Source organism: Pseudomonas sp. G11, from assembly GCF_029457515.1.
In the GTDB taxonomy this organism is placed as follows: Bacteria; Pseudomonadota; Gammaproteobacteria; order Pseudomonadales; family Pseudomonadaceae; genus Aquipseudomonas; species Aquipseudomonas gorinensis.
Map to the genome: position 1 here is coordinate 68,107 of NZ_CP120377.1, position 23,318 is coordinate 91,424.

General features: G+C 60.8%; 18 protein-coding genes and 1 pseudogene. 14 read left to right on the forward strand and 5 right to left on the reverse strand.

Annotated features, from left to right (window positions below; all coding sequences use genetic code 11):
* Positions 1 to 11 precede the first annotated feature (11 nt).
* The 9 genes and pseudogenes from tssE to P2T68_RS00370 form a co-directional block, all read left to right on the forward strand.
* Positions 12 to 527 (forward strand): type VI secretion system baseplate subunit TssE, encoded by a 516-nt coding sequence (tssE, locus tag P2T68_RS00330; RefSeq protein ID WP_027608263.1) that lies wholly within the window; start codon positions 12 to 14, stop codon positions 525 to 527.
* The gene (gene tssF / locus P2T68_RS00335) at positions 524 to 2,383 is read left to right on the forward strand and encodes a type VI secretion system baseplate subunit TssF (RefSeq protein ID WP_277378898.1); all 1,860 of its coding nucleotides are present in this window, start codon (positions 524 to 526) and stop codon (positions 2,381 to 2,383) included. Before tssE ends, tssF begins: the two co-directional genes overlap by 4 nt.
* Positions 2,347 to 3,390 carry a type VI secretion system baseplate subunit TssG gene (gene tssG / locus P2T68_RS00340; RefSeq protein ID WP_277378899.1) on the forward strand — a complete coding sequence of 348 codons (1,044 nt, stop codon included), beginning with the start codon at positions 2,347 to 2,349 and terminating at the stop codon, positions 3,388 to 3,390. Before tssF ends, tssG begins: the two co-directional genes overlap by 37 nt.
* Positions 3,383 to 6,037 carry a type VI secretion system ATPase TssH gene (gene tssH, locus P2T68_RS00345; RefSeq protein WP_024078136.1) on the forward strand — a complete coding sequence of 885 codons (2,655 nt, stop codon included), beginning with the start codon at positions 3,383 to 3,385 and terminating at the stop codon, positions 6,035 to 6,037. The genes tssG and tssH overlap by 8 nt, the downstream gene beginning before the upstream one ends.
* Before the next feature lie 147 nt (positions 6,038 to 6,184).
* The gene (locus P2T68_RS00350) at positions 6,185 to 8,128 is read left to right on the forward strand and encodes a type VI secretion system tip protein VgrG (protein ID WP_150095517.1); all 1,944 of its coding nucleotides are present in this window, start codon (positions 6,185 to 6,187) and stop codon (positions 8,126 to 8,128) included.
* 14 nt (positions 8,129 to 8,142) lie between these two features.
* Positions 8,143 to 8,577: a DcrB-related protein gene (locus tag P2T68_RS00355; protein ID WP_150055750.1), complete on the forward strand. Its 435-nt coding sequence runs from the start codon at positions 8,143 to 8,145 to the stop codon at positions 8,575 to 8,577.
* A gap of 12 nt (positions 8,578 to 8,589) precedes the next feature.
* Positions 8,590 to 12,948 carry an RHS repeat-associated core domain-containing protein gene (locus P2T68_RS00360; protein ID WP_150295491.1) on the forward strand — a complete coding sequence of 1,453 codons (4,359 nt, stop codon included), beginning with the start codon at positions 8,590 to 8,592 and terminating at the stop codon, positions 12,946 to 12,948.
* On the forward strand, positions 12,941 to 14,083 hold the full coding sequence (locus tag P2T68_RS00365) for an ankyrin repeat domain-containing protein (RefSeq protein WP_150095349.1): 1,143 nt from the start codon (positions 12,941 to 12,943) through the stop codon (positions 14,081 to 14,083). Before P2T68_RS00360 ends, P2T68_RS00365 begins: the two co-directional genes overlap by 8 nt.
* An 83-nt stretch (positions 14,084 to 14,166) precedes the next feature.
* Positions 14,167 to 14,446 (forward strand): annotated as a pseudogene (locus P2T68_RS00370) (RHS domain-containing protein); the annotation flags it as partial.
* Between the two features lie 305 nt (positions 14,447 to 14,751).
* Here P2T68_RS00370 and P2T68_RS00375 read toward each other — a convergent pair.
* From P2T68_RS00375 to P2T68_RS00385, 3 genes are all read right to left on the reverse strand, one after another.
* Positions 14,752 to 15,027, reverse strand: a complete 276-nt coding sequence (locus P2T68_RS00375) for an HU family DNA-binding protein (protein ID WP_003176958.1) — start codon at positions 15,025 to 15,027, stop codon at positions 14,752 to 14,754.
* A gap of 191 nt (positions 15,028 to 15,218) precedes the next feature.
* A complete protein-coding gene (locus P2T68_RS00380) occupies positions 15,219 to 16,367 on the reverse strand; it encodes an FAD-dependent oxidoreductase (RefSeq protein ID WP_277378900.1) in 1,149 nt (382 codons plus the stop codon).
* Positions 16,368 to 16,403: 36 nt separating this feature from the next.
* A complete protein-coding gene (locus P2T68_RS00385) occupies positions 16,404 to 16,571 on the reverse strand; it encodes a rubredoxin (protein ID WP_003213373.1) in 168 nt (55 codons plus the stop codon).
* Between the two features lie 197 nt (positions 16,572 to 16,768).
* Between P2T68_RS00385 and P2T68_RS00390 the strand changes: the two genes are divergently transcribed.
* Positions 16,769 to 17,332, forward strand: coding sequence for a chorismate lyase (locus tag P2T68_RS00390; protein ID WP_024078144.1), 564 nt, complete (start codon positions 16,769 to 16,771; stop codon positions 17,330 to 17,332).
* Positions 17,332 to 18,222 (forward strand): 4-hydroxybenzoate octaprenyltransferase, encoded by an 891-nt coding sequence (ubiA, locus tag P2T68_RS00395; protein ID WP_024078145.1) that lies wholly within the window; start codon positions 17,332 to 17,334, stop codon positions 18,220 to 18,222. Before P2T68_RS00390 ends, ubiA begins: the two co-directional genes overlap by 1 nt.
* A gap of 119 nt (positions 18,223 to 18,341) precedes the next feature.
* Here ubiA and P2T68_RS00400 read toward each other — a convergent pair whose 3' ends face one another.
* A complete protein-coding gene (locus tag P2T68_RS00400) occupies positions 18,342 to 18,722 on the reverse strand; it encodes a hypothetical protein (RefSeq protein WP_024078146.1) in 381 nt (126 codons plus the stop codon).
* Positions 18,723 to 18,876: 154 nt separating this feature from the next.
* Between P2T68_RS00400 and phoB the strand changes: the two genes are divergently transcribed.
* From phoB to P2T68_RS00415, 3 genes are all read left to right on the forward strand, one after another.
* On the forward strand, positions 18,877 to 19,566 hold the full coding sequence (gene phoB / locus P2T68_RS00405) for a phosphate regulon transcriptional regulator PhoB (protein ID WP_003176964.1): 690 nt from the start codon (positions 18,877 to 18,879) through the stop codon (positions 19,564 to 19,566).
* A 94-nt stretch (positions 19,567 to 19,660) separates the two neighbouring features.
* The gene (gene phoR, locus P2T68_RS00410; RefSeq protein ID WP_206379746.1) at positions 19,661 to 20,947 is read left to right on the forward strand and encodes a phosphate regulon sensor histidine kinase PhoR; all 1,287 of its coding nucleotides are present in this window, start codon (positions 19,661 to 19,663) and stop codon (positions 20,945 to 20,947) included.
* 261 nt (positions 20,948 to 21,208) lie between these two features.
* Positions 21,209 to 22,549, forward strand: coding sequence for a hemolysin family protein (locus P2T68_RS00415; RefSeq protein ID WP_024078148.1), 1,341 nt, complete (start codon positions 21,209 to 21,211; stop codon positions 22,547 to 22,549).
* Between the two features lie 30 nt (positions 22,550 to 22,579).
* On the opposite strand, the gene P2T68_RS00420 is transcribed toward P2T68_RS00415, so the two are convergent.
* Entirely contained in the window at positions 22,580 to 23,242 is a 663-nt protein-coding gene (locus P2T68_RS00420) for a peptidoglycan DD-metalloendopeptidase family protein (protein WP_168233072.1), read from the reverse strand.
* Positions 23,243 to 23,318: the final 76 nt, after the last annotated feature.

Below are 23,318 nucleotides of genomic sequence, written 5' to 3' on the forward strand. Positions count from 1 at the left end.
GAGCTGCTTTGGTGGTAACTGAAATCGCTTCCCGCGACCGTCTGCAACCGTCCCTGCTGGACCGGTTGACCGACGACGACCCAACCAATCCCAAGGAAAGCGCGGATAAACGCGTATTGTCCCTGACCCAATTGAAGGCCTCGGTGCTGCGCGACCTGGCGTGGCTGCTCAACACCACGTCGTTGCTCGATGCCGATGCCACGCTGCACACACAAGCAGGCACCTCGGTGGTCAATTACGGCCTGCCGGCGCTGGCGGGCAACAGCGTTTCCAGCGTTGATATCAAGGCCCTGGAAGCCCTGATCTACCAGGCGATCGCCACCTTTGAACCACGCATCCTGCGCCACACCCTGCGCGTCAAAGCCCGCGTCGGCCATGGCGAGATGAATCACAACGCCCTGAGTTTCGAGATCGAAGGCGACCTGTGGGCGCAGCCGGTGCCATTGCGCCTGTTGCTGCAAACCGACCTCGATCTGGAATCCGGCCATGTGCGCGTGGTCAATGCCGACCAGCGGAGGCGCCCATGAACCCGCGTCTGCTGGAGCTGTACAACCAGGAACTGCACCACGTGCGCGAAAGCGCCGCCGAGTTCGCCAAGGAATACCCGAAGATCGCCAGTCGGCTGACCCTGTCCGGTATGGACTGCGCCGACCCGTACGTCGAACGCTTGCTGGAGGGCTTTGCCTACCTCACTGCACGCGTGCAGCTCAAGCTCGACGCCGAGTACCCGACCTTCACCCACAACCTGCTGGAAATCGCCTACCCGCACTACCTGGCGCCGACCCCGTCGATGACCGTGGTGCAGTTGCAGACCGATCCCGATGAAGGCTCCCTGGCCAGCGGCTTCCCGCTACCGCGCGACACCGTGTTGCGCGCCGCCTTGGGCCGCGAAACCCAGACCTGCTGCGAGTACCGCACCGCGCATCCGGTGACGTTGTGGCCGTTGCAGGTCAGTGACGCCGAGTACTTCGGCAACCCCGCCGCCGTGCTCGGGCGCCTGGCCGCCAGTGAGCCGAAAGCCAAGGCCGGCTTGCGCCTGACCCTGCGCACCGGCGCCGAATTGCCGTTCAACAGCCTCGACCTGGACAACCTGCCGCTGTACCTCAGCGGTGCCGACGAGCAGCCGTTCCGCCTTTACGAACAACTGCTGGGCAACGCCTGCGCGGTGTTTGCGCGCAAGCCCGGTGGCGATTGGGTCGAACGCCTGCCACAAGGCGCATTGCGCTCGCGGGGCTTCGATGACGCCGATGCCGCCATGCCAGTGGTGGCGCGGGCGTTCCAGGGCTACCGCCTGTTGCAGGAGTACTTCGCCCTGCCCCACCGCTTCCTGTTCGTCGAGTTCGCCGAGCTGAGCCGTGCGGTCAAGCGTTGCGACGGCCAGGAACTGGAACTGATCGTGCTGTTCGACCGTCACGAACCGAGCCTGGAAGGCAGCGTCGGCGCGGCGCAGTTTTTGCCGTTCTGCACCCCGGCGATCAACCTGTTCCCGAAGCGCGTGGACCGTATCCACTTGTCCGACCGGGTCAACGAACACCATGTGATCGCCGACCGCACGCGGCCGATGGATTTCGAGATTCATTCGTTGAGCGGCATCACCGGCCACGGCACCGGGCCAGAGCAGCCATTTTTGCCGTTCTATGCGGTACGCGATCCATCGCGGTATGGCCGCGACCAGGCTTACTACACCGTGCGCCGCGAGCCACGGGTGTTGTCCAGCGACCAGCGCCGCAACGGCCCGCGCTCCACCTATGTGGGCAGCGAAACCTTTGTCAGCCTGGTCGACAGCCGCCAGGCGCCGTATCGCCACGACCTGCGCCAGCTTGGCGTGACCGCGTTGTGCACCAACCGCGATTTGCCGCTGTTCATGAGCGTGGGCAACGGCAAGACCGACTTCACCCTGGCCGACAGTGCGCCGGTTTTATCCGTGCGTTGCGTCGCCGGGCCAAGCCGCCCGCGCGCCAGCCATGCCCATGATGCCAAGGCCTGGCGCCTGATCAGCCAGTTGTCCCTCAACTATTTGTCCCTGAGCGAACAGGGCCAGGGCGCGGCGGCATTGCGCGAACTGCTACGCCTGTACGGCGACAGCAACGACGCCGCCCTGCAATTGCAGATCGAAGGCCTGCGCGAGGTCAGCAGCAAGGCGGTCACTCGCCGCTTGCCGATGCCCGGCCCGATTGTGTTTGGTCGTGGCCTGGAAATTACCTTGGAGTTTGATGAAAACGCGTTTCGCGGCACCGGCGTGTTCCTGCTCGGTGCGGTGCTGGAACGCTTCCTGGCACGCTACGTGTCGATCAACAGTTTTACCGAGACGGTGATCCGTACCACCGAACGCGGCGAGATCATGCGATGGAAAGCCAAGCCCGGGCGTCGTCCGACCCTGTGAGTACTTTGGATGCGATGCATCAGGAGCCCTGGGAATACGATTTCTTCCAGGCATTGCGGCGTATCGAGTGCGAATCGCCCGAGCTGCCGCGCCTGGGCCATTCCCTGCGCCTGGCGGATGACCCGCTGCGCCTGGGGCAGCAGGCCGATTGCACTTTCGCCCCGGCTACGCTGGCCTCGGTCGATCCCGGTGGCGACGGCAAGCCGGCTCGGCTGGAGCAATTCTTCTTCGGCCTTGGCGGCCCCAACGGCCCGCTGCCGCTGCATATCACCGAATACGTGCGCGAACGCCAGCGCAACAACGCCGACAGCACCAGCAAGCAGTTCCTGGATATCTTCCACCACCGCCTGCTGAGCCTGTTCTACCGGGCCTGGGCCGAGGCACGGCCGACGGTCAGCCACGACCGCCCGGACGATGACTACTGGTCTGCACGCCTCGCCGCACTGAGTGGTCGCGGGATGCCAAGCCTGCTGAATCAGGGGCTCATCCCTGATACCGCGAAGCTGCATTACAGCGGCCATCTGTCGGCGCAAACCCGCTACCCGGACGGTTTGAAGGCGATCCTCGGCGAGTATTTCGGCCTGCCGGTGGAGATCGAAGAATACGTCGGCCAATGGCTGGAACTGCCCGAGCGCAGCCGCGTGGGCGTCAGCGCCAACCAACTGGGCGTGGACTTCTGCCTGGGCAGCCACGTGTGGGACCGCCAGCATAAATTCCGTATCCGCCTGGGCCCACTCAAGCTGGACGACTACATGGGCATGCTGCCTGCCCAGTCGCCGTTCAATGAGCTGGTGGCCTGGGTGGCCGAGTACCTGGGCCATGAATTGGACTGGGACTTGAACCTGGTTTTGCAACAACCCGAAGTGCCGGCGCTGCAACTCAACGGCCAGTTCCGCCTGGGCTTCAACACCTGGCTTGGCCGCCCTGCGGTTGATGCCAACGACCTAATCCTGGCCCGGCATTACGCCGATCAAGCCACCACCTCAAGGAATCCAGAGCATGGGTGAAATCAGTCGCGCCGCGTTGTTCGGCAAACTCAACAGCGTGGCCTACAAGGCCATCGAAGCCGCCACCGTGTTCTGCAAGCTGCGGGGCAACCCGTACGTGGAACTGGCCCACTGGTTTCACCAGTTGCTGCAACTGCAGGACTCGGACCTGCACCGCATCATCCGCCAGTTCAACGTGGAACCGGCGCGCCTGGCCCGTGACCTCACCGAAGCCCTGGACCGCCTGCCGCGTGGTTCGACCTCGATCACCGACCTGTCTTCCCATGTGGAAGAAGCCGTGGAGCGCGGCTGGGTCTATGGCAGCCTGATGTTCGGCGAAAGCCAGGTGCGCACCGGTTACCTGGTGCTGGGCATCCTCAAGACCCCAAGCCTGCGCCATGCGTTGCTCGGCCTGTCGTCTGAGTTCGACAAGATCAAGGCCGAAGCCCTGAGCGAACGCTTTGACGAATACGTCGGCGACTCGCCGGAAAACGCCCTCAGCGCCAGCGATGGTTTTAATGCCGGCGTTCCAGGCGAAGCCAGCGGTGCCATGGCGCCGAGTGCGATGGGCAAGCAGGAGGCCCTCAAGCGTTTCACCGTCGACCTGACCGAGCAGGCACGCAGCGGCAAGCTCGATCCGATCGTGGGCCGTGACGAAGAGATCCGCCAGCTGGTGGACATCCTCATGCGTCGCCGCCAGAACAACCCGATCCTCACCGGCGAAGCCGGCGTCGGCAAGACCGCCGTGGTCGAAGGTTTTGCCCTGCGCATCGTCGCCGGCGACGTGCCGCCCGCGCTGAAAGACGTGGAACTGCGCAGCCTCGACGTGGGCCTGCTGCAAGCCGGCGCCAGCATGAAAGGCGAGTTCGAACAGCGCCTGCGCCAGGTCATTGAAGACGTCCAGGCCTCGCCCAAGCCGATCATTCTGTTTATCGACGAAGCCCACACTCTCGTAGGTGCCGGTGGTGCCGCCGGGACCGGTGATGCCGCCAACCTGCTCAAGCCCGCCCTGGCCCGTGGCACCCTGCGTACCGTGGCCGCGACGACCTGGGCCGAGTACAAAAAACACATCGAGAAAGACCCGGCCCTGACCCGTCGTTTCCAAGTGGTACAGGTGGCCGAGCCGTCGGAAGACAAGGCGCTGCTGATGATGCGCGGCGTGGCGTCGACCATGGAGAAACACCACCAGGTGCAGATCCTCGATGAAGCCCTGGAAGCCTCGGTGAAGCTGTCTCACCGCTACATCCCCGCGCGCCAGTTGCCGGACAAATCCGTGAGCCTGCTGGACACCGCCTGCGCCCGCGTCGCCATCAGCCTGCACGCGGTGCCGGCCGAAGTGGACGACAGCCGTCGCCGCATCGAAGCCCTGGAAACCGAGCTGCAAATCATCGCCCGCGAGCATGCCATCGGCATTGCAATTGGCGCGCGCCAGAGCAACAGCGAAGCCTTGCTGAGCGCCGAGCGCGAGCGCCTGGCCACGTTGGAAAGCCGCTGGGCCGAAGAGAAAGCGTTGGTGGATGAATTGCTCGCCACCCGTGCAACCCTGCGCGAAAAGGCCGGGGTTGTAGACAGTGGCAACGATGAGCTGCGTGCAAAACTGGTCGATCTGCAACAGCGCCTCACCGCGCTGCAAGGCGAAACCCCGTTGATCCTGCCGACCGTGGATTACCAGGCCGTGGCCTCGGTGGTCGCCGACTGGACCGGTATCCCGGTGGGCCGCATGGCCCGCAACGAACTGGAAACCGTGCTCAACCTCGACCAGCACCTGAAAAAACGCATCATCGGCCAGGACCACGCCCTGCAGATGATCGCCAAGCGCATCCAGACCTCCCGCGCCGGCCTCGACAACCCGAGCAAGCCGATCGGTGTGTTCATGCTGGCCGGCACCTCGGGCGTGGGCAAGACCGAAACCGCCCTGGCCCTGGCCGAAGCCATGTACGGCGGCGAGCAGAACGTGATCACCATCAACATGAGCGAGTTCCAGGAAGCCCATACCGTGTCGACCCTCAAGGGTGCGCCACCGGGCTATATCGGCTACGGCGAAGGCGGCGTGCTGACCGAAGCGGTGCGGCGCAAACCTTACAGCGTGGTCCTGCTGGACGAGGTGGAGAAAGCCCACCCGGACGTGCATGAGATCTTCTTCCAGGTGTTCGACAAGGGCGTGATGGAAGACGGCGAAGGCCGGGTGATCGACTTCAAGAACACCCTGATCCTGCTGACCACCAACGCCGGTACCGAGCTGATTTCCCAGGTGTGCAAGGACCCGGCGAACATTCCCGAGCCGGAAGAAATCGCCAAGGCCCTGCGCCAGCCATTGCTGGAGATCTTCCCGCCAGCCTTGCTCGGCCGCCTGGTGACCATTCCTTACTACCCGCTCAGCGATGAGATGCTCAAGGCGATCACCCGCCTGCAACTCAACCGCATCAAGAAGCGTGTGGAAAATACGCACAAGGTCGCCTTCGACTACGACGACGCGGTGGTCGACCTGATCGTCTCGCGCTGCACCGAAACCGAAAGCGGCGGGCGCATGATCGACACCATCCTCACCAACAGCCTGCTGCCCGACATGAGCCGTGAATTCCTCACGCGCATGCTTGAGGGCAAGGCGCTGGCGGGTGTGCGCATCAGCAGCCGGGATAATGAGCTGCACTACCAGTTCAACGATTGACCTGACGGAATACAGCTCAACATGTGGGAGGGGGCTTGCCCCCGATGGCGGTGAATCAGTCACCAATGCATCACCTGACACACTGCTATCGGGGGCAAGCCCCCTCCCACATTTGGACTGGGTTCCTTCAGTTATTAGGGTACTTCGATGCTATTCAACCAAGCCTCACGCCTGGCCAAGATCACCAGCCCCCTCGGGCCGGATGTGCTGCTGCTCAATGAAATGGGCGGCGGCGAAGAGCTGGGGCGCCTGTTCACCTACGAGCTGCAACTGACGTCCCTGGACGCCAACATCGACCTCAACCAGTTGCTCGGCAAGCCGATGAGCGTGGGCCTGCAACTGGCGGACGGTGGCGAACGGCATTTCCACGGCATCGTCGCGCAGTGCAGCCAGAGCATCGACCAGGGCCAGTTCGCCAGCTACCAGGTGACGCTACGCCCATGGCTGTGGCTGCTCAGCCGTACGTCCGATTGCCGGATTTTCCAGAACCTGAGCATCCCGCAGATCATCAAGCAGGTGTTCCGTGACCTGGGCTTTTCCGACTTCGAAGACGCCCTGAGCCGGCCGTATCGCGAGTGGGAATACTGCGTGCAGTACCGCGAGACCAGTTTCGATTTCGTCAGCCGCCTGATGGAACAGGAAGGCATCTACTACTTCTTCCGCCATGAGCAGGACCGCCATGTGCTGGTGCTGGCCGATGCCTATGGCGCCCACACCACGGTGCCGGGCTACGCGTCGATCCCCTACTACCCCAAGGACGAGCAGCAACGCGAACGCGACCACATGCACAACTGGCACCTGGCGCAGCAAGTGCAGCCGGGCTCGCTGGAGCTCAACGACTACGACTTCCAGCGCCCCAGCGCGAGCATCGACGTGCGCTCGGCCATGCCGCGCCCGCACACCGCGGGCGACTACCCGCTGTACGACTACCCCGGCACCTACGTGCAAAGCGCAGACGGCGAACACTACGCACGTACCCGCATCGAAGCCCTGCAAACCCTGCATGAGCAGATCGAGTTCAGCGGCAACGCCCGCGGCCTGGGGTCCGGCCACCTGTTCAGCCTCACCGGCTTCAGCCGCCAGGACCAGAACCGCGAATACCTGATCGTCGGCTGCCGTTACTACATCGTCCAGGAAAGCCTGGAAAGCGGCGGCGGTTCAGGCGCGGCGCAGTTCGAAAGCAGCCTCACCTGCATCGACGCCCAGCAAAGCTTCCGCCCACTGGCGAGCACCCACCGCCCGATCGTCAAAGGCCCGCAGACCGCGCTGGTGGTGGGCCCCAAAGGCGAGGAAATCTGGACCGACCAGTACGGCCGCGTGAAGGTGCACTTCTACTGGGACCGTCACGACCAATCCAACGAGAACAGCTCGTGCTGGATACGCGTCTCGCAATCCTGGGCCGGCAAGAACTGGGGCTCGATGCAGATTCCACGGATTGGCCAGGAAGTGATTGTGAGCTTTCTGGAAGGTGATCCCGACCGGCCGATCATCACCGGGCGGGTGTACAACGCGGAGCAGACGGTGCCCTACGACCTGCCGGAAAATGCGACCCAGAGCGGCATGAAGAGCCGCTCGAGCAAGGGCGGCACGCCGGCCAATTTCAATGAAATCCGCATGGAGGACAAGAAGGGGTTGGAGCAGTTGTACATCCATGCCGAGCGTAACCAGGACATCGTCGTCGAAGTGGACGAAAGTCACTCGGTGGGGCATGACCGCAACAAGAGCATCGGCCATGACGAGGTAGTGACGATTGGCAACGACCGCGTGCGTGCGGTCAAGCATGACGACATGCTTATGGTGGGGTTCAGCAAAACCGACGCCATCAGCAAGAGCTATCTAATTGAAGTGGGCGAAAACTTGCGCCTGGTTTGCGGCAAAAGCGTGCTGGAGCTCAACGCCAGCGGCCAGATCAATCTCACTGGTGTGCAGATCAACGTGTATTCCGAGGGCAGCTCCGAGATCAACACCGGAGGCAATCTGCATTTGAACATTGGGGGCAAAGGCGGCACCACACCCATGGGCCAAGGGGTCAAGGGTGAAATCGACGCGGCCGTCAATTCCATGTTTCCCAAGCCACCTTCCGGCCAATAACGAGATTCCGTTTCATGACCTATCAACTCAATGAACTGCAATTCACGCTGCCCAGCGATGACGTTCAAGATGCTTCCATCAATATCCTGAAGTTCGCCGCTCTGGGTACGTCGTTGATCGTCAGCCGTAGCCTTCTAGGTGATGGTGAGACGCTGCAAAGCAACTTCGAAGAGCAACTGGCGAAGCTGGAGAAGCAGGTACAGGACCTGCGCTACCAACCGGCCAAGGCACTTCGTGTAGGCGCGGCGCAGGATATAGACGCCATCGAAGTGCATAACCAGTTCAGCAAGGGCACCGAGCGTATCCATCAATACCAGTTAGCGCTTGTGATACCTGGCACTCGGCAGATGCTTGCCCTGAGTTATGTCAAAGCCCAACCCCTGGGCGATGCTGAAAGCGCCCATTGGGCAACCATCAAAAACACCTTGCAGCTGAATCCCAAGCCTTGAAGCCCCTAATCCATGTCTGACGCTCTCTGGGCCGCACGTCTCGGCGATGGCCTGCTGCACACCTCGGCGATGGCCGACATCCTGGGCGGTGTGCTGGAAATTGCGGCTAACATCGCTATTACGGCCGTCGCCACTGCTGCAATTGTGGCCGCCACCGGTATTACGGTCGTAACCGGCGGGCTAGGCTGCTTTGTGCTGGGCGCCGTAGTGGGCATCATCGTCGGCATTGGCATGAGCAAGACGGGGGCGGACAAGGGACTGACAAAGGTTTGTGACTGGATAGGCAATGCGTTATTCCCGCCGGTGGTGATGGCAACAATCGCCACTGGCTCCCACAACACCTTTACCAACGGCATACCCTCTGCACGTGCCGCAGGCGCTATCGGCCCAGTCAGTTCGCAACCCGCCGAAGGGGGTAGTCCCGAAGAAGCCAGCTACCTTGACATGGCCAAGGGTTTCTTCTCGCAGATGTGGCGACCCACAGTGGCGGTTCCTGCACCAGGCGCAGTACCCAAACCGCTGGATATTGTGATATGCACCAAACATCCCCCGATGCCGCCGCAGTTTATTGCCGAAGGCTCCAGCAAGGTCACTATCAACGGTCAGCCGGCCGCCCGCAGCGGGGACCGAAGCACCTGCGACGCCTCGATTGTCGAGTCGGGGATGATCTCCAGCAACGTGCGTATTGGCGGAAGCCCCGTGGTGGTACGCGAGATCCGCAGTGGCAAAACACCCGGTGTCGGGCTGGCGGTGACCGCACTGTTGATGCTGCGTGGTGGCGGCTCCAAGTTTTTCAGCAAGCTGCCGTGCATGGTCGTTGGTGGACTGGTGTCGTGGGGCACTAGCCAAGTGACCAATGCCATTACCTCTGCAGTAGCAGGCTCGCCCAACCCGGTACACAGCTCCACTGGCGCGAAAATTCTTGATGGGGAAGACGATCTGGACTTCGCCCTGCCCGGCCTGCTCCCTATCGAGTGGCAGCGCTACTACAGCAGCCGGGACGAGCGTCGCGACGGTCTGTTCGGTGCCAGCTGGAGCGTGATCTACGAGGTCTGCGTCGAGATTGGCGTACACCCCGATGGTGGGGAACGGCTGGTCTATACCGATGAGCAAGCACGACAGATCGACATGGGCGTCATCCCGCTGGGCGGTGCCGTATTCAGCGCAGGAGAAGGCTTGAGCGTACGGCGCAATACCAATGGCCAACTACTGATTGAAAGCGTTGATGGGCTCTATCGGCTATTCGAACCAACACCAGGCACCGCCTCACGCCTGCGCCTTAGCCAATTGGGGGATCGCAACGACAACCGAATCTTCCTCGACTATGACATTCAGGGTCGGCTGAGCCACTTACGAGATACGTTCGACCATGTGCGTGTCGAACTTGTTTACAGCCAGCAATGGCCGGCACGAGTGGAGCAAGTCGAGCGGCTATACCCCGATCACAGCCGGGAAACCCTTGTCAGTTACAGCTACGACTCTCGCGGCGACCTGGCCGAAGTTCGCGATACCGACGCAAACGTGCAACGCCGCTTCGCTTATGACAACGGCCAACGCATGGTCGAGCATCAACTGCCCACCGGGCTGCGTTGTTACTACCAATGGGACTGCGTGGACGGCAGCGAATGGCGCGTGGTGCGGCACTGGACCGATGAGGGTGACGAATACCTGTTCGACTATGACTTGCTTGCCGGCGTGACGCGCATTACTGATGGCTTGCAGCGTCTCAGCACACGCCGCTGGAACTCGCAGTACCAGATCACTGAGTACACCGACAACCTGGGAAAGACGTGGCAATTCGAATGGAATGAGGAACGTCAGTTGCTCGGCGCGACTGACCCACAAGGCGGCAAATGGCAGTTCGGCTACGACGAGTCCGGCAACCTGTGCAGCACCCAGGATCCGTTGGGGCGTATCGAGTCGACGTTGTGGCTGGAGCATTGGTCGTTGCCGTTGGTGGAGACCGATGCGGCAGGCCACGCGTGGCAATATCAGTACGACCAGCGGGGCAATTGCGTCAGCGAAGTAGACCCCTTGGGGCATGCCACACGTTATCGGTATGACACCTTTGGCCAAGTGGTGGAGATCATCGATGCAACGGGTAAAAGCAAAACCCTGCGCTGGAATGAAACCGGGCAGTTAATCCAGCATATCGATTGTTCAGGGTATCCCACAGCGTTCGAGTACGACCGCCAGGGCCATTTGCAGGTGGTCATCGACGCCTTGGGTGAACGGCAGCGCTATCGACACGACGGCCAAGGCCGGCTGTTGCAGACCGAAATGCCGGACGGCCGCACCGAACAGTACCTACGCGACACCAGCGGTCTGTTGATCGGTTATACCGATGCAGCGGGTCACACCACCCGCTACCAATACGGGCGCCGCGGGCAAGTGCGCCAACGAATAGATGCACACGGCCGGCAGATTGAGTTCCGCTACGACGCCTACGGGCACCTCCAAACCTTGACCAATGAAAATGGTGAGAGTTACCGCTTTACCTGGGACCCGTGCGACCGTCTCGTGGAGCAACAAGACCTCGACGGCAGCGCCCGACGTTATGCCTATGACCTTCTGGATAACGTAGCCGCCGTTGAGTACGTGCCCACCGGGCAGACACCTGAGCCTTCAATTGTGCATCGACTCGAACGAGATGCAGTGGGCCGCTTGCTGTTGAAACAAACCGATGACGGTCGCACCGAATACGCCTACGACCCATTGGACCAACTCACAGCTGTCACCTTCATCGGTAATGACGAAACCACCCAGGCACTGGCCTTCGCCTACGACGCGCGCGGCCAACTGCTCATCGAACAAAGCGCCGCCGGCAGCCTGAACTACCACTACGATGAGCTCGGCAACCTGATCCAGACGCAGTTGCCCGACGGCCGTTGGCTCAACCGCCTGTACTACGGCAGCGGCCACCTGCACCAGATCAACCTCGACGGCCGCGTCATCTGCGACTTCGAACGCGACCGCCTGCACCGTGAAGTCCTGCGTACCCAAGGCCAGATCACCACACGCAGCGAATACGACCGCAGCGGCCGCCTGCGCTCACGGATACGCCGCCCCAATGGCCAGCCCACGCAACTGCCAGCTGCCCAGCAAAAACACTTCGACTATGACCCGGCCGATAACCTGATCGGCCGCCTGGAGCGTGACAGGGAAAAACACCGAGACCAACGCCAACTGCTGCACTACGACGCCACTGGACGCATTATCGCCAGCCAGGACAACATCCAGGGTCAGCGAGAAAATTTTGCCTACGATGCGGCCGCGAATCTGCTGGACGGTCCGCCAGCCAGTGCGGGCCTTGTGGTGCATAACAAGCTGTTGACCTATCAGGACAAGCGTTATCGCTATGACGGTTTCGGTCGAATGATCGAAAAGCGCAGTGCCGCGCGTGGCATACAGTATTTCGCCTATGACGCCGAGCATCGCCTGATCGAAGTCCGCAGCCAGAAAGACGGTCGCGAAACGGTCGTGAAAATGACCTACGACCCGCTCGGCCGGCGCATCGCTAAAACCGAACATGACAGCAACGGTTATCCGTTGGGTGAAACCCGCTTTGATTGGGAGGGGTTGCGCCTGTTGCAGGAGCACCGACATAGCCAGACCAGCCTCTATATCTATGAAGAAGATGGCTATGCACCGCTGGCTCGGGTGGATGGTACGGGCGAGCATCAAAGTGTGCGCTATTACCACAACGACTTGAACGGATTGCCTGAGCAACTGACCGAAGCCGATGGGAAAACGGTGTGGCAGGCGCGGTATCAGGTGTGGGGGAATGCGGCCGAAGAAGTGCGTGAGGCGTACTTTATCGAAGAGCAGAATTTGCGGTTCCAGGGGCAGTATCTGGATCGGGAGATTGGGCTGCACTACAACACATTTCGGTTTTATGATCCGGATGTGGGGAGGTTTACGACCCGAGATCCGATAGCGCTGACGGGTGGTCTGAACCTCTACCAGTACTCACCAAACCCTATTGGTTGGATTGACCCACTTGGTTGGGAAACCTGCCGACTGTCCAAGGTCGATAAAGCGAAGATGGGACCTAAACCCAAGGCACACGAAATGACGAATCCGCATCGTCACCATATCGTGCGCGAAAAAGCGCCCAAGAATTGGACAGACAGTAACCGTCGTTATGTGGCACATGCCCAGGGAATTCTGAAGAAATTCGGTATTGGTTTGAACGACGACCCACGCAACTTTGTCTGGGCTCCCAACGGTAGCGGAAACCATACAATCGCAGCATCGAAAAAGGTCTCTGAAGCCCTTGCTATAGCCCGCAAAGGCGGTAAGAGCGAGGTAATCAAGACGTTACAATCCATGGGCAAAGAAATGAGAAAGGGAGTGTTTCTAGATGACTAGCCTAGAGAAAACATATGGTGAGGACGCCCCCCTTATTCGAGAACTTTATGCTCATATCGAATCCGGGGATCTTGCCTTTATACGTACCGAGTTAGCCAAACACCCGCAGCTTATTGAGCCTCCTCGTTTGAACCTAGTCAGTTACCCTGGCCTCCTTCATCACGCTGCCGAATATAACCAACTTGCCATATGCCAATTGCTAGTTGAACTGGGTATCGATATCAATCAACCCACCGTAGGCTCAGGAAACACGACGCCGCTAGCGGTGGCGGCCGAAAATGGGCACTTGGAAATCGTTCGATGGCTATTGGAGGCTGGTGCAGAGGTCGACGGTTCACCTCTCTCGGTGACATCGCCCCTGATAACAGCCGTCACGTTCGGACAGGCTGCGGCTGTTGATCTATTGCTGGAGCACCATGCAGACGTCAATCAACTGCACGCCAAATTCAACCGAACCGCCTTGGATCTAGCTCGATCTTGGAATTTCCCGAAGATAGCCGAACGTCTTGAAGCACAGGGAGCTGTTTCTGCGATTGAAAAAGATGCCAACGAAGAATCCATTCCCGGCGCCCCTATAGTCAGCTTTGTTAGTGAAACAGCCGGCTGGGTGCTCCCTGAAAAAGTCACTCCCCAACTGCAAGGTGCGGGCGTGAAACTCAGAGTCAGTTGCATCGCCGATAAAAACGACTACAAGCTACTGTTCACCCTTGGGCTGTTTACGCAAAAGCCACGAACAGAACTTTTTATCTGCCTGCCTGGGAATTGGCGGATGCCCAGACAAGGCTTTGCTATCGATAGTCCCTGGATGTTTCCTCAAGGCCTACTTTCTGAGCTTTCAAAACGTACAACGGAAAAGGCTCCTTTATCTGAAGGCCAAATCATATTGCGCTCAGAACCATGCTTAAGCTCGCTGGGCTGGCCAGCCGATATTGACGCGCTGGTTGTCGTGGACAAGATCTGGACTACAAATTCTGAGATCGACCATCACGATGACTCGGTAAAACTCTTCGTTTTGGTGCCACTTAAATTGCCGAAGAAAGGACCACCAGAAGGTACCGCCCTGGACACCCTTCTTGAGAAAAAACGCAAAGCCAGCTGGAAAAGCATTGCGCTAACCTCGCCATTACAATTTTGATAAGGGAAAACGGCGTAGGAGAATGGGGCAACTTATTTAGCTTTCTAAATCGATTCGCCCCCTCACCCACTGAGGCGCTCGGCTTCGCCTACGACGCCGCCGCCAACCTGCTCGACGGCCCGCAGGCCGGTGCCGGGTTGGTGGTGCATAACAAGCTGCTGACCTATCAGGACAAACGTTATCGCTATGACGCATTTGGGCGGATGATCGAAAAACGCAGCGCGGCGCGGAGCTTGCAACGTTTTGCCTACGACGCCGAGTACGGGCGAGCATCAAAGTGTGCGCTATTACCACAACGACCTGAATGGATTGCCTGAGCAACTGACCGAAGCCGATGGGAAAACGGTGTGGCGGGCGCGGTATTAGGTGTGGGGATGCTGACAACGAGTGGACCACTTGAAATTGAGCAAAAAAGGTAGGAAAAGCAGGAAAAGGGGACGTGTTTATTTAAGAATCGTGTCCCACCCCTTTCTCCGCTTAAAAGCTGATGGGCCCCGAGCAACTTTAAAACTCCGTTGCACAAGAATTAAAGCAGTTCAAACTGAGCCATTTCCCGGATCATTCGCTTGTGTGTGATTAACCAGCAAGGCTCCACAAAAAATGGGCACCCGACCCAGTCGGCGTGCCCATTTTTCCTACCACCCCGCCCCCTGTCGAGACGGCACTGCTTACGCGTTGACGGTGTCTTTAAGCGATTTACCCGGCTTGAACGCAACGGTGTTGCTCGCCTTGATTTTCACAGGCTCACCGGTTTGCGGGTTTTTGCCGGTGCGGGCGCCACGGTGGCGTTGCAGGAAGGTGCCGAAACCAACCAGGGTGACGCTGTCCTTGCGGTGCAGGGCGCCGGTGATTTCTTCGAGAACGGCGTTGAGGACGCGGTTGGCCTGTTCTTTGGTGAGATCCGCTTTTTCAGCGATGGCGGCTGCGAGTTCTGGTTTACGCATAAATGAAGCCTCTTTGACGGTTTTTTGTTGTTATGTCCGTGCTGCTCGTCTGTGGAGCAGCGCCCAAAGCGCCGCAGGCTCTACTCTGCGGCAGACGGGAGTGAGGATGGCATGCCCTCGTACGCCGCGCCAGTCTCGCGGCGACCTTTCTAGGGTAAAAAATGTGCTTATTCCGACAGAACGACCGGTATTTACGCCAGCAACGGCGGAAGTTCTTTGTTGAGGGCAAGTTTTTCCATCACGGCGCTGCCGGTCAGCGCATAACCCAGCAGGCGGCCGCTGGCGTCGCGGCACAGGGCCTTGATGTCGGCGCCCTGGCCTTCGACGCTCCAGACCCCTTCGGTGCCCCGTGGCGGTGGCGAAACCACCAGCGGGCAGACCGGGGTCTTCACGGTGACGGGCATCGGGCCGTAACTGACGGCGGTGGCGTTGCCGGCCAGGGTCTGGGCCAGGGCGCGGGCACAGGTCATCAGGGGCATGACGTAGAGCAGGTTCAAGCCGTCGACTTCGGCGCAGTCGCCCAGGGCGTAGATATTGGCGTGGGAGGTCTTGAGGTGGCGATCCACCATGATCCCGCGGTTGGTTTGCAGGCCGGCGGCAGCCGCCAGGTCGATGCGCGGGCGCAGGCCGATGGCTGACACCACCAGGTCACAGGCGACCACCTCGCCGTCGGACAAGTGGGCTTCAAGCCCGTCTGCCGTGCGTTGCAGGCGATTGAGCACCGGGCCCAGGTGGAAACGCGCCCCCAGGCCTTCCAGCCCCGCCTGCACTGCCGCTGCAGCCGCGGGGTGCAACAGGGTCGGCATGACTTGCTCGCAGGGCGCGACCAGGTCGATTTCATAGCCGCCGAGGATCAGGTCATTGGCGAATTCGCAGCCGATCAGGCCCGCGCCCAGCAGCAGTACGCGGCGCTTGCCGGCGGCCGCAGTGCGAAAGCGTGCGTAATCTTCAAGGTCGTTGATGGGGAAAATCAGCTCGGATGCATCGCCTTCTACCGGCACCCGCACGGTTTCTGCGCCCCAGGCCAGGACCAGGTCGCGATAGGCCACGGCTTCCTCGCCAATCCACAGGCGCTTGTGACCTGGGTCGATGCCAGTGATGCGTGTGTGGGTGCGCACTTCAGCCTTGAGTTGCTCGGCCATCGCGCCCGGTTCAGCCATGCTCAGGCCATCGGCGTCCTTGTTCTTGCCAAAGCCGGTGGAGAGCATGGGCTTGGAGTAGGAGCGCCCGTCATCCGCGGTGATCAGCAGCAATGGGGTCTCGCTGTCGAGCTTGCGAAACTCCCGGGCCACGTTGTAGCCGGCCAATCCTGTGCCGATGATCACGACAGGTGCGTTCATTCCTTTCTCCTTGTAGTACGGTTCTGAAACTGAAAATTAGCCGATTTCGATCATTTCGAAATCCATCTTGCCGACGCCGCAGTCCGGGCACAGCCAGTCTTCCGGAACGTCCTGCCACAGGGTGCCCGGAGCGATACCATCATCCGGCCAGCCGTCTTTTTCGTCATAGATCAGGCCGCAGACTACACATTGCCACTTCTTCATTTACTTGCTTCCTCAGGGTCCAGGCAGGTTGGCCGGCGGTCGATGGATCCAGCGTTGCCGCGCGGCTCAGGGCGTTTTGTACTGATCGGGGCCGGGAGATGCAAGCTCGATCGACGCAAGGCGCTGGCTCGGCCCGGCAAAAGGTCAGGACGCCATGGTAAGCTCGCCGCCTCTTTTGCTGCCAATACTGACTCACCGTGCCGCACTCAATCGCCCTTCCCGATGTTTGCCAATGGCTGACCCAGAGCCTTCTGACCCCTGCGCCCGCGCCCGTGACCCTCGACTGGCTGTTCGACGAAGGCTCGCTGACGCGCCGGCTGACGTGGCTGTCCAACGATGGCTTCAGCGTGACGCCGCTGTTCGAAGGCTGGCAGCCGCTGCGCGATGATGAATGCGCGGCGCTGCACATGCCCCCGGCCAGTATCGGTTGGGTGCGCGAGGTGTATTTGCGCGGGCATGGCCAACCGTGGGTATTTGCCCGCAGTGTGGCGGCGCGCAGCGCATTGCAGGGCGACGGCTTGCATATGGACGAATTGGGCAGCCGCTCCCTGGGCGAATTGCTGTTTTGCGATCACGCGTTCACCCGCCAAGCCATCGAGGTGTGCCGTTACCCTCGCCAATGGCTGCCCACCACGGACCAGGCCGACGGACTGTGGGCACGCCGCTCACGCTTTGATCGTGGGCCGCTGAGCGTGCTGGTGGCGGAAGTCTTCCTGCCGAGTTTCTGGCACGCGCTGCATGACCATCCGGAGAATTGCTGATGTATCAACGTCTGCTCAAATCCTTGAACCGCCTGAACCCCAGGGCCTGGGATTTCATTCAGTTGACCCGCATGGACAAGCCCATCGGCATCTACCTGTTGCTGTGGCCGACGCTGTGGGCGCTGTGGATCGCCGGCAAGGGCTCGCCGGCCCTCCTCAATATCGTGATTTTCGTATTGGGTGTGGTGCTGACCCGCGCCGGCGGTTGCGTGATCAACGACTGGGCCGACCGCAAGGTCGACGGCCATGTGAAGCGCACCGCGCAACGCCCGCTGGCCTGCGGCAAGATCAGTTCAAAAGAGGCCCTGGTGTTCTTTGCGGTACTGATGCTGATCAGCTTCCTGCTGGTACTGCTGACCAACGCCACAACCATCTGGTTGTCGCTGGGCGGCCTGGCACTGGCGGCCAGCTACCCGTTCATGAAGCGCTACACCTATTACCCCCAGGTGGTGTTGGGCGCGGCGTTTTCCTGGGGCATGCCGATGGCATTCACCGCCGAAACCGGCCACCTGCCCGCCACCGCCTGGCTGCTGTATATAGCCAACCTGCTGTGGACGGTGGGCTACGACACCTATTACGCAATGACCGACCGCGATGACGACCTGAAGATCGGCGTCAAATCCACGGCCATTCTGTTCGGCGATGCTGACCGGGTGATCATCCTGACCCTGCAAGGCCTGGCGCTGCTGTGCCTGTTGCTGGCCGGCGCAAGGTTTGAGCTGGGGGGCTGGTTCCACCTGGGGTTGCTGGCGGCGGCAGGCTGCTTTGCCTGGGAGTTCTGGTACACCCGCGACAGGGACCGGATGAAATGCTTCAAGGCGTTTTTGCACAACCACTGGGCCGGGTTGGCGATTTTTGTCGGGATTGTGGCGGATTACGCGTTTCGCTGAGGTGTTTGCAGTGTCTGGTCGGGCCTCATCGGGGGCAAGCCCCCTCCCACGTTTGAATGTATTCACACATCAAAAGGTGGGAGCGGGCCTACCCGCGATGTTTTAGCCACGAAGCAGGATCAGGGCTTGGCGACTTTCCAGGCCCCGTCCATTTTGCCGTCGCCGGTCATGTCACCGGCCTTTTTGTCCATGACGAAGGTATAGAGGGGCTTGCCGCTGTAGGCCCATTGGCTCTTTTGATCGTCTCGGGTGATGACGGTCCACTTGCCCATGGGCTTGTCGGTGGATTCGGCCATCAACGGCGGCCAGTTGGCAGCGCACTTGTCGTTACACATGGACTTGCCATCGGCATCCTTGGCGAAGGTGTAGAGCGTCATGCCTTTGTGATCCACCAACACCCCATCTTTCGTCATCGCCGGCTCTGCGGCAAACGCCAGGGTCGGCAGCGTCAACGCCACCGTTACCAGCAGGGCTTTCCAGGAAAAAGTACTGTAAGTCATCGGAACCTTCCTTTTGTGGTTGTCAGGATTCGGACTCAAAGCGTAGTCCACACGGGCGGGAATTGCCCAAGCGGCTAAATTACTGTCACACGACTGCAATAATTCCGTTATCTAATGCGGCGCAAGACAGTTAAATGACAAGAGGATTTTAGGCATGGTTGGCAGGAGCATTCTGATCGTTGACGACGAAGCGCCCATTCGCGAGATGATCGCCGTTGCGTTGGAAATGGCCGGCTATGACTGCCTGGAGGCGGAAAACTCCCAGCAGGCCCATGCCATCATCGTCGACCGCAAGCCGGACCTGATCCTGCTGGACTGGATGCTGCCGGGCACCTCCGGTATCGAACTGGCCCGCCGCCTCAAGCGTGATGAGCTGACCGGGGATATCCCGATCATCATGCTCACCGCCAAGGGCGAAGAGGACAACAAGATCCAGGGCCTGGAAGTCGGCGCCGACGACTACATCACCAAGCCATTTTCCCCACGGGAGCTGGTCGCTCGTCTGAAAGCGGTACTGCGCCGTGCCGGTCCTACCGATGGCGAAGCACCGATCGAAGTGGGCGGCCTGCTGCTGGACCCGATCAGCCACCGCGTGACCATCGACGGCAAGCCTGCCGAGATGGGCCCGACCGAATACCGCCTGCTGCAATTTTTCATGACCCACCAGGAGCGCGCCTACACCCGTGGCCAATTGCTGGACCAGGTGTGGGGCGGCAACGTGTATGTGGAAGAGCGCACCGTGGACGTGCACATCCGTCGCCTGCGCAAAGCCTTGGGCGACGCTTACGAGAATCTGGTACAAACCGTGCGCGGCACCGGCTATCGGTTTTCCACCAAGGGCTGAGCCAGCCACTTCCTGATTTAAGAGCCTGACTTAACAGCTGACAAGGACGCATGTTCAAGTGAATCAAAACTGGCATGGCACCCTGATCCGCCACATGCTTCTGTTGATCACCGGCTGCCTGCTGGTGGGCCTGGTCAGCGGTCAATACGGCTGGAGCCTGGCTGTTGGCATCGGCCTGTACCTGGGCTGGACGCTGAAGCAATTGCTGCGCCTGCATGAATGGTTGCGCCAGCACAAACCCGATGAAGCACCACCCGACGGCTACGGCCTGTGGGGCGAGGTGTTCGACAGCATCTACCACCTGCAACGCCGCGACCAACGCGTCCGCGGGCGCCTGCAAGCGGTGATCGACCGGGTACAGGAGTCCACCGCCGCGCTCAAGGACGCGGTGATCATGCTCGACAGCGATGGCAACCTGGAATGGTGGAACCGCGCCGCCGAGACCCTGCTGGGCCTCAAGACGCCCCAGGACAGCGGCCAGCCGGTGACCAACCTGGTGCGCCACCCGCGCTTCAAGGAGTACTTCGAACAGGAGAACTACGAAGAAGCCCTGGAAATCCCCTCGCCCACCAACGACCGCGTGCGCATCCAGCTGTACCTGACGCGCTACGGCAACAACGAACACCTGATGCTGGTGCGCGACGTGACACGCATCCACCAGCTGGAGCAGATGCGCAAGGACTTCGTCGCCAACGTCTCCCACGAACTACGTACCCCATTGACCGTGATCTGCGGCTACCTGGAGACGCTGCTGGACAATGTCGACGAGATCAACCCGCGCTGGAGCCGCGCCCTGCAACAGATGCAGCAACAGGGCTCGCGCATGCAAACCCTGCTCAACGACTTGCTGTTGCTGGCCAAGCTGGAGGCCACCGATTACCCGTCGGACAACCAGCCGGTCGCGGTGCAGAGCCTGTTGCAGACCATCAAGAACGACGCCCAGGCCCTGTCCGGCCAACGCGGGCAACAGATCACCCTGGAAGCCGACCCGTCGATCCTGCTCAAAGGCAGCGAAGGCGAATTGCGCAGCGCGTTTTCCAACCTGGTGTTCAATGCGGTGAAATACACCCAGGACAAGGGCAATATCCGCATCCGCTGGTGGGCCGATGAACACGGCGCCCACCTGAGCGTGCAGGACTCCGGCATCGGCATCGATGCCAAGCATCTGCCGCGCCTCACCGAACGGTTCTACCGTGTCGATTCCAGCCGTAACTCCAACACCGGCGGCACCGGCCTCGGCCTGGCCATCGTCAAGCATGTGCTGCTGCGCCATCGCGCGCGGCTGGAGATCAGCAGCGTGCTGGGGCATGGCAGTACGTTCACCTGCCATTTTCCGCCGACTCAGGTGGCGCGCTCGCGAGTCCTCAGCCCCGACGAATAAACCCAATACTGTGGGAGGGGGCTTGCCCCCGATATAGGTGGCAGGGTGTCATGCAGCACATTCATATCTGACCCGCCGCCATCGGGGGCAAGCCACCTCCCACAGTGGATCGGTGTTGTCTTAGAGAGTGCATTCCATACCCCACCTGGCAGCAACCACTAGGCAAGCGCCCCATCAGCCGCTACATTGGCCCACTTGTGTCTGCCTTTCAGGCCCTCCTGTCACCCCTAATTGAACACACGGAACCCGCAAAACCCCATCATGGACCCTTCCCCTGGTATCACCCTCGCCACACTCTTCGCCGACTTCGGCATGATTCTTTTTGCACTGGTCCTGGTACTGCTCAACGGATTTTTCGTTGCAGCGGAGTTCGCCATGGTCAAATTGCGCTCCACCCGGGTCGAGGCCATCGCCCATACCAACGGCTGGCGCGGACAGATCCTGCGCACCGTGCACAGCCAGCTCGACGCCTACCTGTCGGCCTGCCAGCTGGGTATCACCCTCGCCTCCCTGGGCCTGGGCTGGGTCGGTGAGCCGGCCTTTGCGCATATCCTCGAACCGCTGCTGGGCGCCGTGGGCGTCGAATCGCCGGAAGTGATCAAGGGTGTGTCGTTCTTTGCCGCGTTCTTTGTGATTTCCTACCTGCACATCGTGGTCGGTGAACTGGCGCCCAAGTCCTGGGCGATCCGCAAACCCGAGTTGCTGTCGCTATGGACCGCCGTGCCGCTGTACCTGTTCTACTGGGCCATGTACCCGGCGATCTACCTGCTCAACGCCAGCGCCAACGCCATCCTGCGCATCGCCGGCCAAGGCGAACCCGGCCCGCACCACGAGCACCATTACAGCCGCGAAGAACTCAAGCTGATCCTGCACTCCAGCCGTGGCCAGGACCCCAGCGACCAAGGCATGCGCGTGCTGGCGTCGGCCGTGGAAATGGGCGAGCTGGAAGTGGTGGACTGGGCCAACTCCCGGGAAGACCTGGTGACCCTGGACTTCAACGCCCCGCTCAAGGAAATCCTCGCGCTGTTCCGTCGCCACAAATTCAGCCGTTACCCCGTGTATGACGCGGTGCGCAACGAGTTTGTCGGCCTTTTGCACATCAAGGACCTGCTGCTGGAACTGGCGGCCCTGGACCACCTCCCCGAGTCGTTCAACCTGGCCGAGCTGACCCGCCCGCTGGAACGTGTGTCACGGCACATGCCGTTGTCACAGTTGCTGGAGCAGTTCCGCAAGGGCGGCGCGCATTTCGCCCTGGTGGAAGAAGCCGACGGCAAGGTCATCGGCTACCTGACCATGGAAGACGTGCTGGAAGTGCTGGTAGGCGATATTCAGGACGAACACCGCAAGGCCGAGCGCGGTATCCTCGCCTATCAGCCGGGCAAGCTGCTGGTACGGGGCGATACGCCGCTGTTCAAGGTGGAACGCCTGCTGGGCGTCGACCTGGACCACATCGAGGCTGAAACCTTGGCCGGGCTGGTCTACGACACCCTCAAGCGGGTGCCTGAAGAAGAAGAAGTGCTGGAGGTTGAGGGCTTGCGGATCATCATCAAGAAGATGAAAGGACCGAAGATCGTGCTGGCCAAGGTGTTACTGCTCGACTAACCGCAGGCGCGGGCTTGCCCGCTCCTGCCGTCAATTGCCCAATGCAAAATTGGGCAATGCGCCGACGGGCTGGTTGAATTCATACGGGATCGACACCAGCCCCGCCTCGGTGGGCCGCTGCACCACGAAGTGCAGATGCGGCCCGCTGCTGTTGCCGGTATTGCCCGATAACGCCAGCGGGCTCCCCACTGCCACGCGTTGCCCTACCCTCACACTGACCGACCCTCGCTTGAGATGCAGGTACACGCCCTCGGTGCCATCGTCGTGCTGCACCCGCACAAAATTCCCCGACGCATCATTGCCCCGCCCGGCCTGCTCGTTCTCGGTCTTCACCACCACACCGCTGCGGGCGGCAATAATCGGCGTGCCTTCAGGCATGGCAATGTCCATGGCGTAGCGGCTCTTGGCGTCGGTGTGGCTGAAACTGCCGTTGGGGCCCTGGGTCAGGCGGAAAGGACCGCCGCGCCAAGGCAAGGGGTAGCGGTAAGCTTGTTGTGGACGATCGGGCCTGGGCACGACAAGCATCGGTCGCTCAACCTTGCGCTCTCGGATCACGAACGCCTGGGCGCCAGGCGTATACCGGTCGCTGAAAAACACCAGGCCATTGGCATCGACGGATTTGTAGAGGGTCATGGCCTGGGTCGACAGGGCGACCGTTGCAAGCCCGCAGCACAGCAAAAAGCGCATGAGCATGGTGTGAACCTGCCGGGATGACTGAGCGGCAGGTTAGCAACGGATCATGACAACTTTGTACGCCACAATGGAGATC

Coding starts and splice junctions, on each gene's coding strand:
- tssF (WP_277378898.1), top strand. CDS start 524: ATGAACCCGCGTCTGCTGGAGCTGTACAACCAGGAACTGCACCACGTG.
- tssG (WP_277378899.1), top strand. CDS start 2,347: ATGGAAAGCCAAGCCCGGGCGTCGTCCGACCCTGTGAGTACTTTGGAT.
- tssH (WP_024078136.1), top strand. CDS start 3,383: ATGGGTGAAATCAGTCGCGCCGCGTTGTTCGGCAAACTCAACAGCGTG.
- P2T68_RS00350 (WP_150095517.1), top strand. CDS start 6,185: ATGCTATTCAACCAAGCCTCACGCCTGGCCAAGATCACCAGCCCCCTC.
- P2T68_RS00355 (WP_150055750.1), top strand. CDS start 8,143: ATGACCTATCAACTCAATGAACTGCAATTCACGCTGCCCAGCGATGAC.
- P2T68_RS00360 (WP_150295491.1), top strand. CDS start 8,590: ATGTCTGACGCTCTCTGGGCCGCACGTCTCGGCGATGGCCTGCTGCAC.
- P2T68_RS00365 (WP_150095349.1), top strand. CDS start 12,941: ATGACTAGCCTAGAGAAAACATATGGTGAGGACGCCCCCCTTATTCGA.
- P2T68_RS00375 (WP_003176958.1), bottom strand. CDS start 15,027: ATGCGTAAACCAGAACTCGCAGCCGCCATCGCTGAAAAAGCGGATCTC.
- P2T68_RS00380 (WP_277378900.1), bottom strand. CDS start 16,367: ATGAACGCACCTGTCGTGATCATCGGCACAGGATTGGCCGGCTACAAC.
- P2T68_RS00385 (WP_003213373.1), bottom strand. CDS start 16,571: ATGAAGAAGTGGCAATGTGTAGTCTGCGGCCTGATCTATGACGAAAAA.
- ubiA (WP_024078145.1), top strand. CDS start 17,332: ATGTATCAACGTCTGCTCAAATCCTTGAACCGCCTGAACCCCAGGGCC.
- P2T68_RS00400 (WP_024078146.1), bottom strand. CDS start 18,722: ATGACTTACAGTACTTTTTCCTGGAAAGCCCTGCTGGTAACGGTGGCG.
- phoB (WP_003176964.1), top strand. CDS start 18,877: ATGGTTGGCAGGAGCATTCTGATCGTTGACGACGAAGCGCCCATTCGC.
- phoR (WP_206379746.1), top strand. CDS start 19,661: ATGCTTCTGTTGATCACCGGCTGCCTGCTGGTGGGCCTGGTCAGCGGT.
- P2T68_RS00415 (WP_024078148.1), top strand. CDS start 21,209: ATGGACCCTTCCCCTGGTATCACCCTCGCCACACTCTTCGCCGACTTC.
- P2T68_RS00420 (WP_168233072.1), bottom strand. CDS start 23,242: ATGCTCATGCGCTTTTTGCTGTGCTGCGGGCTTGCAACGGTCGCCCTG.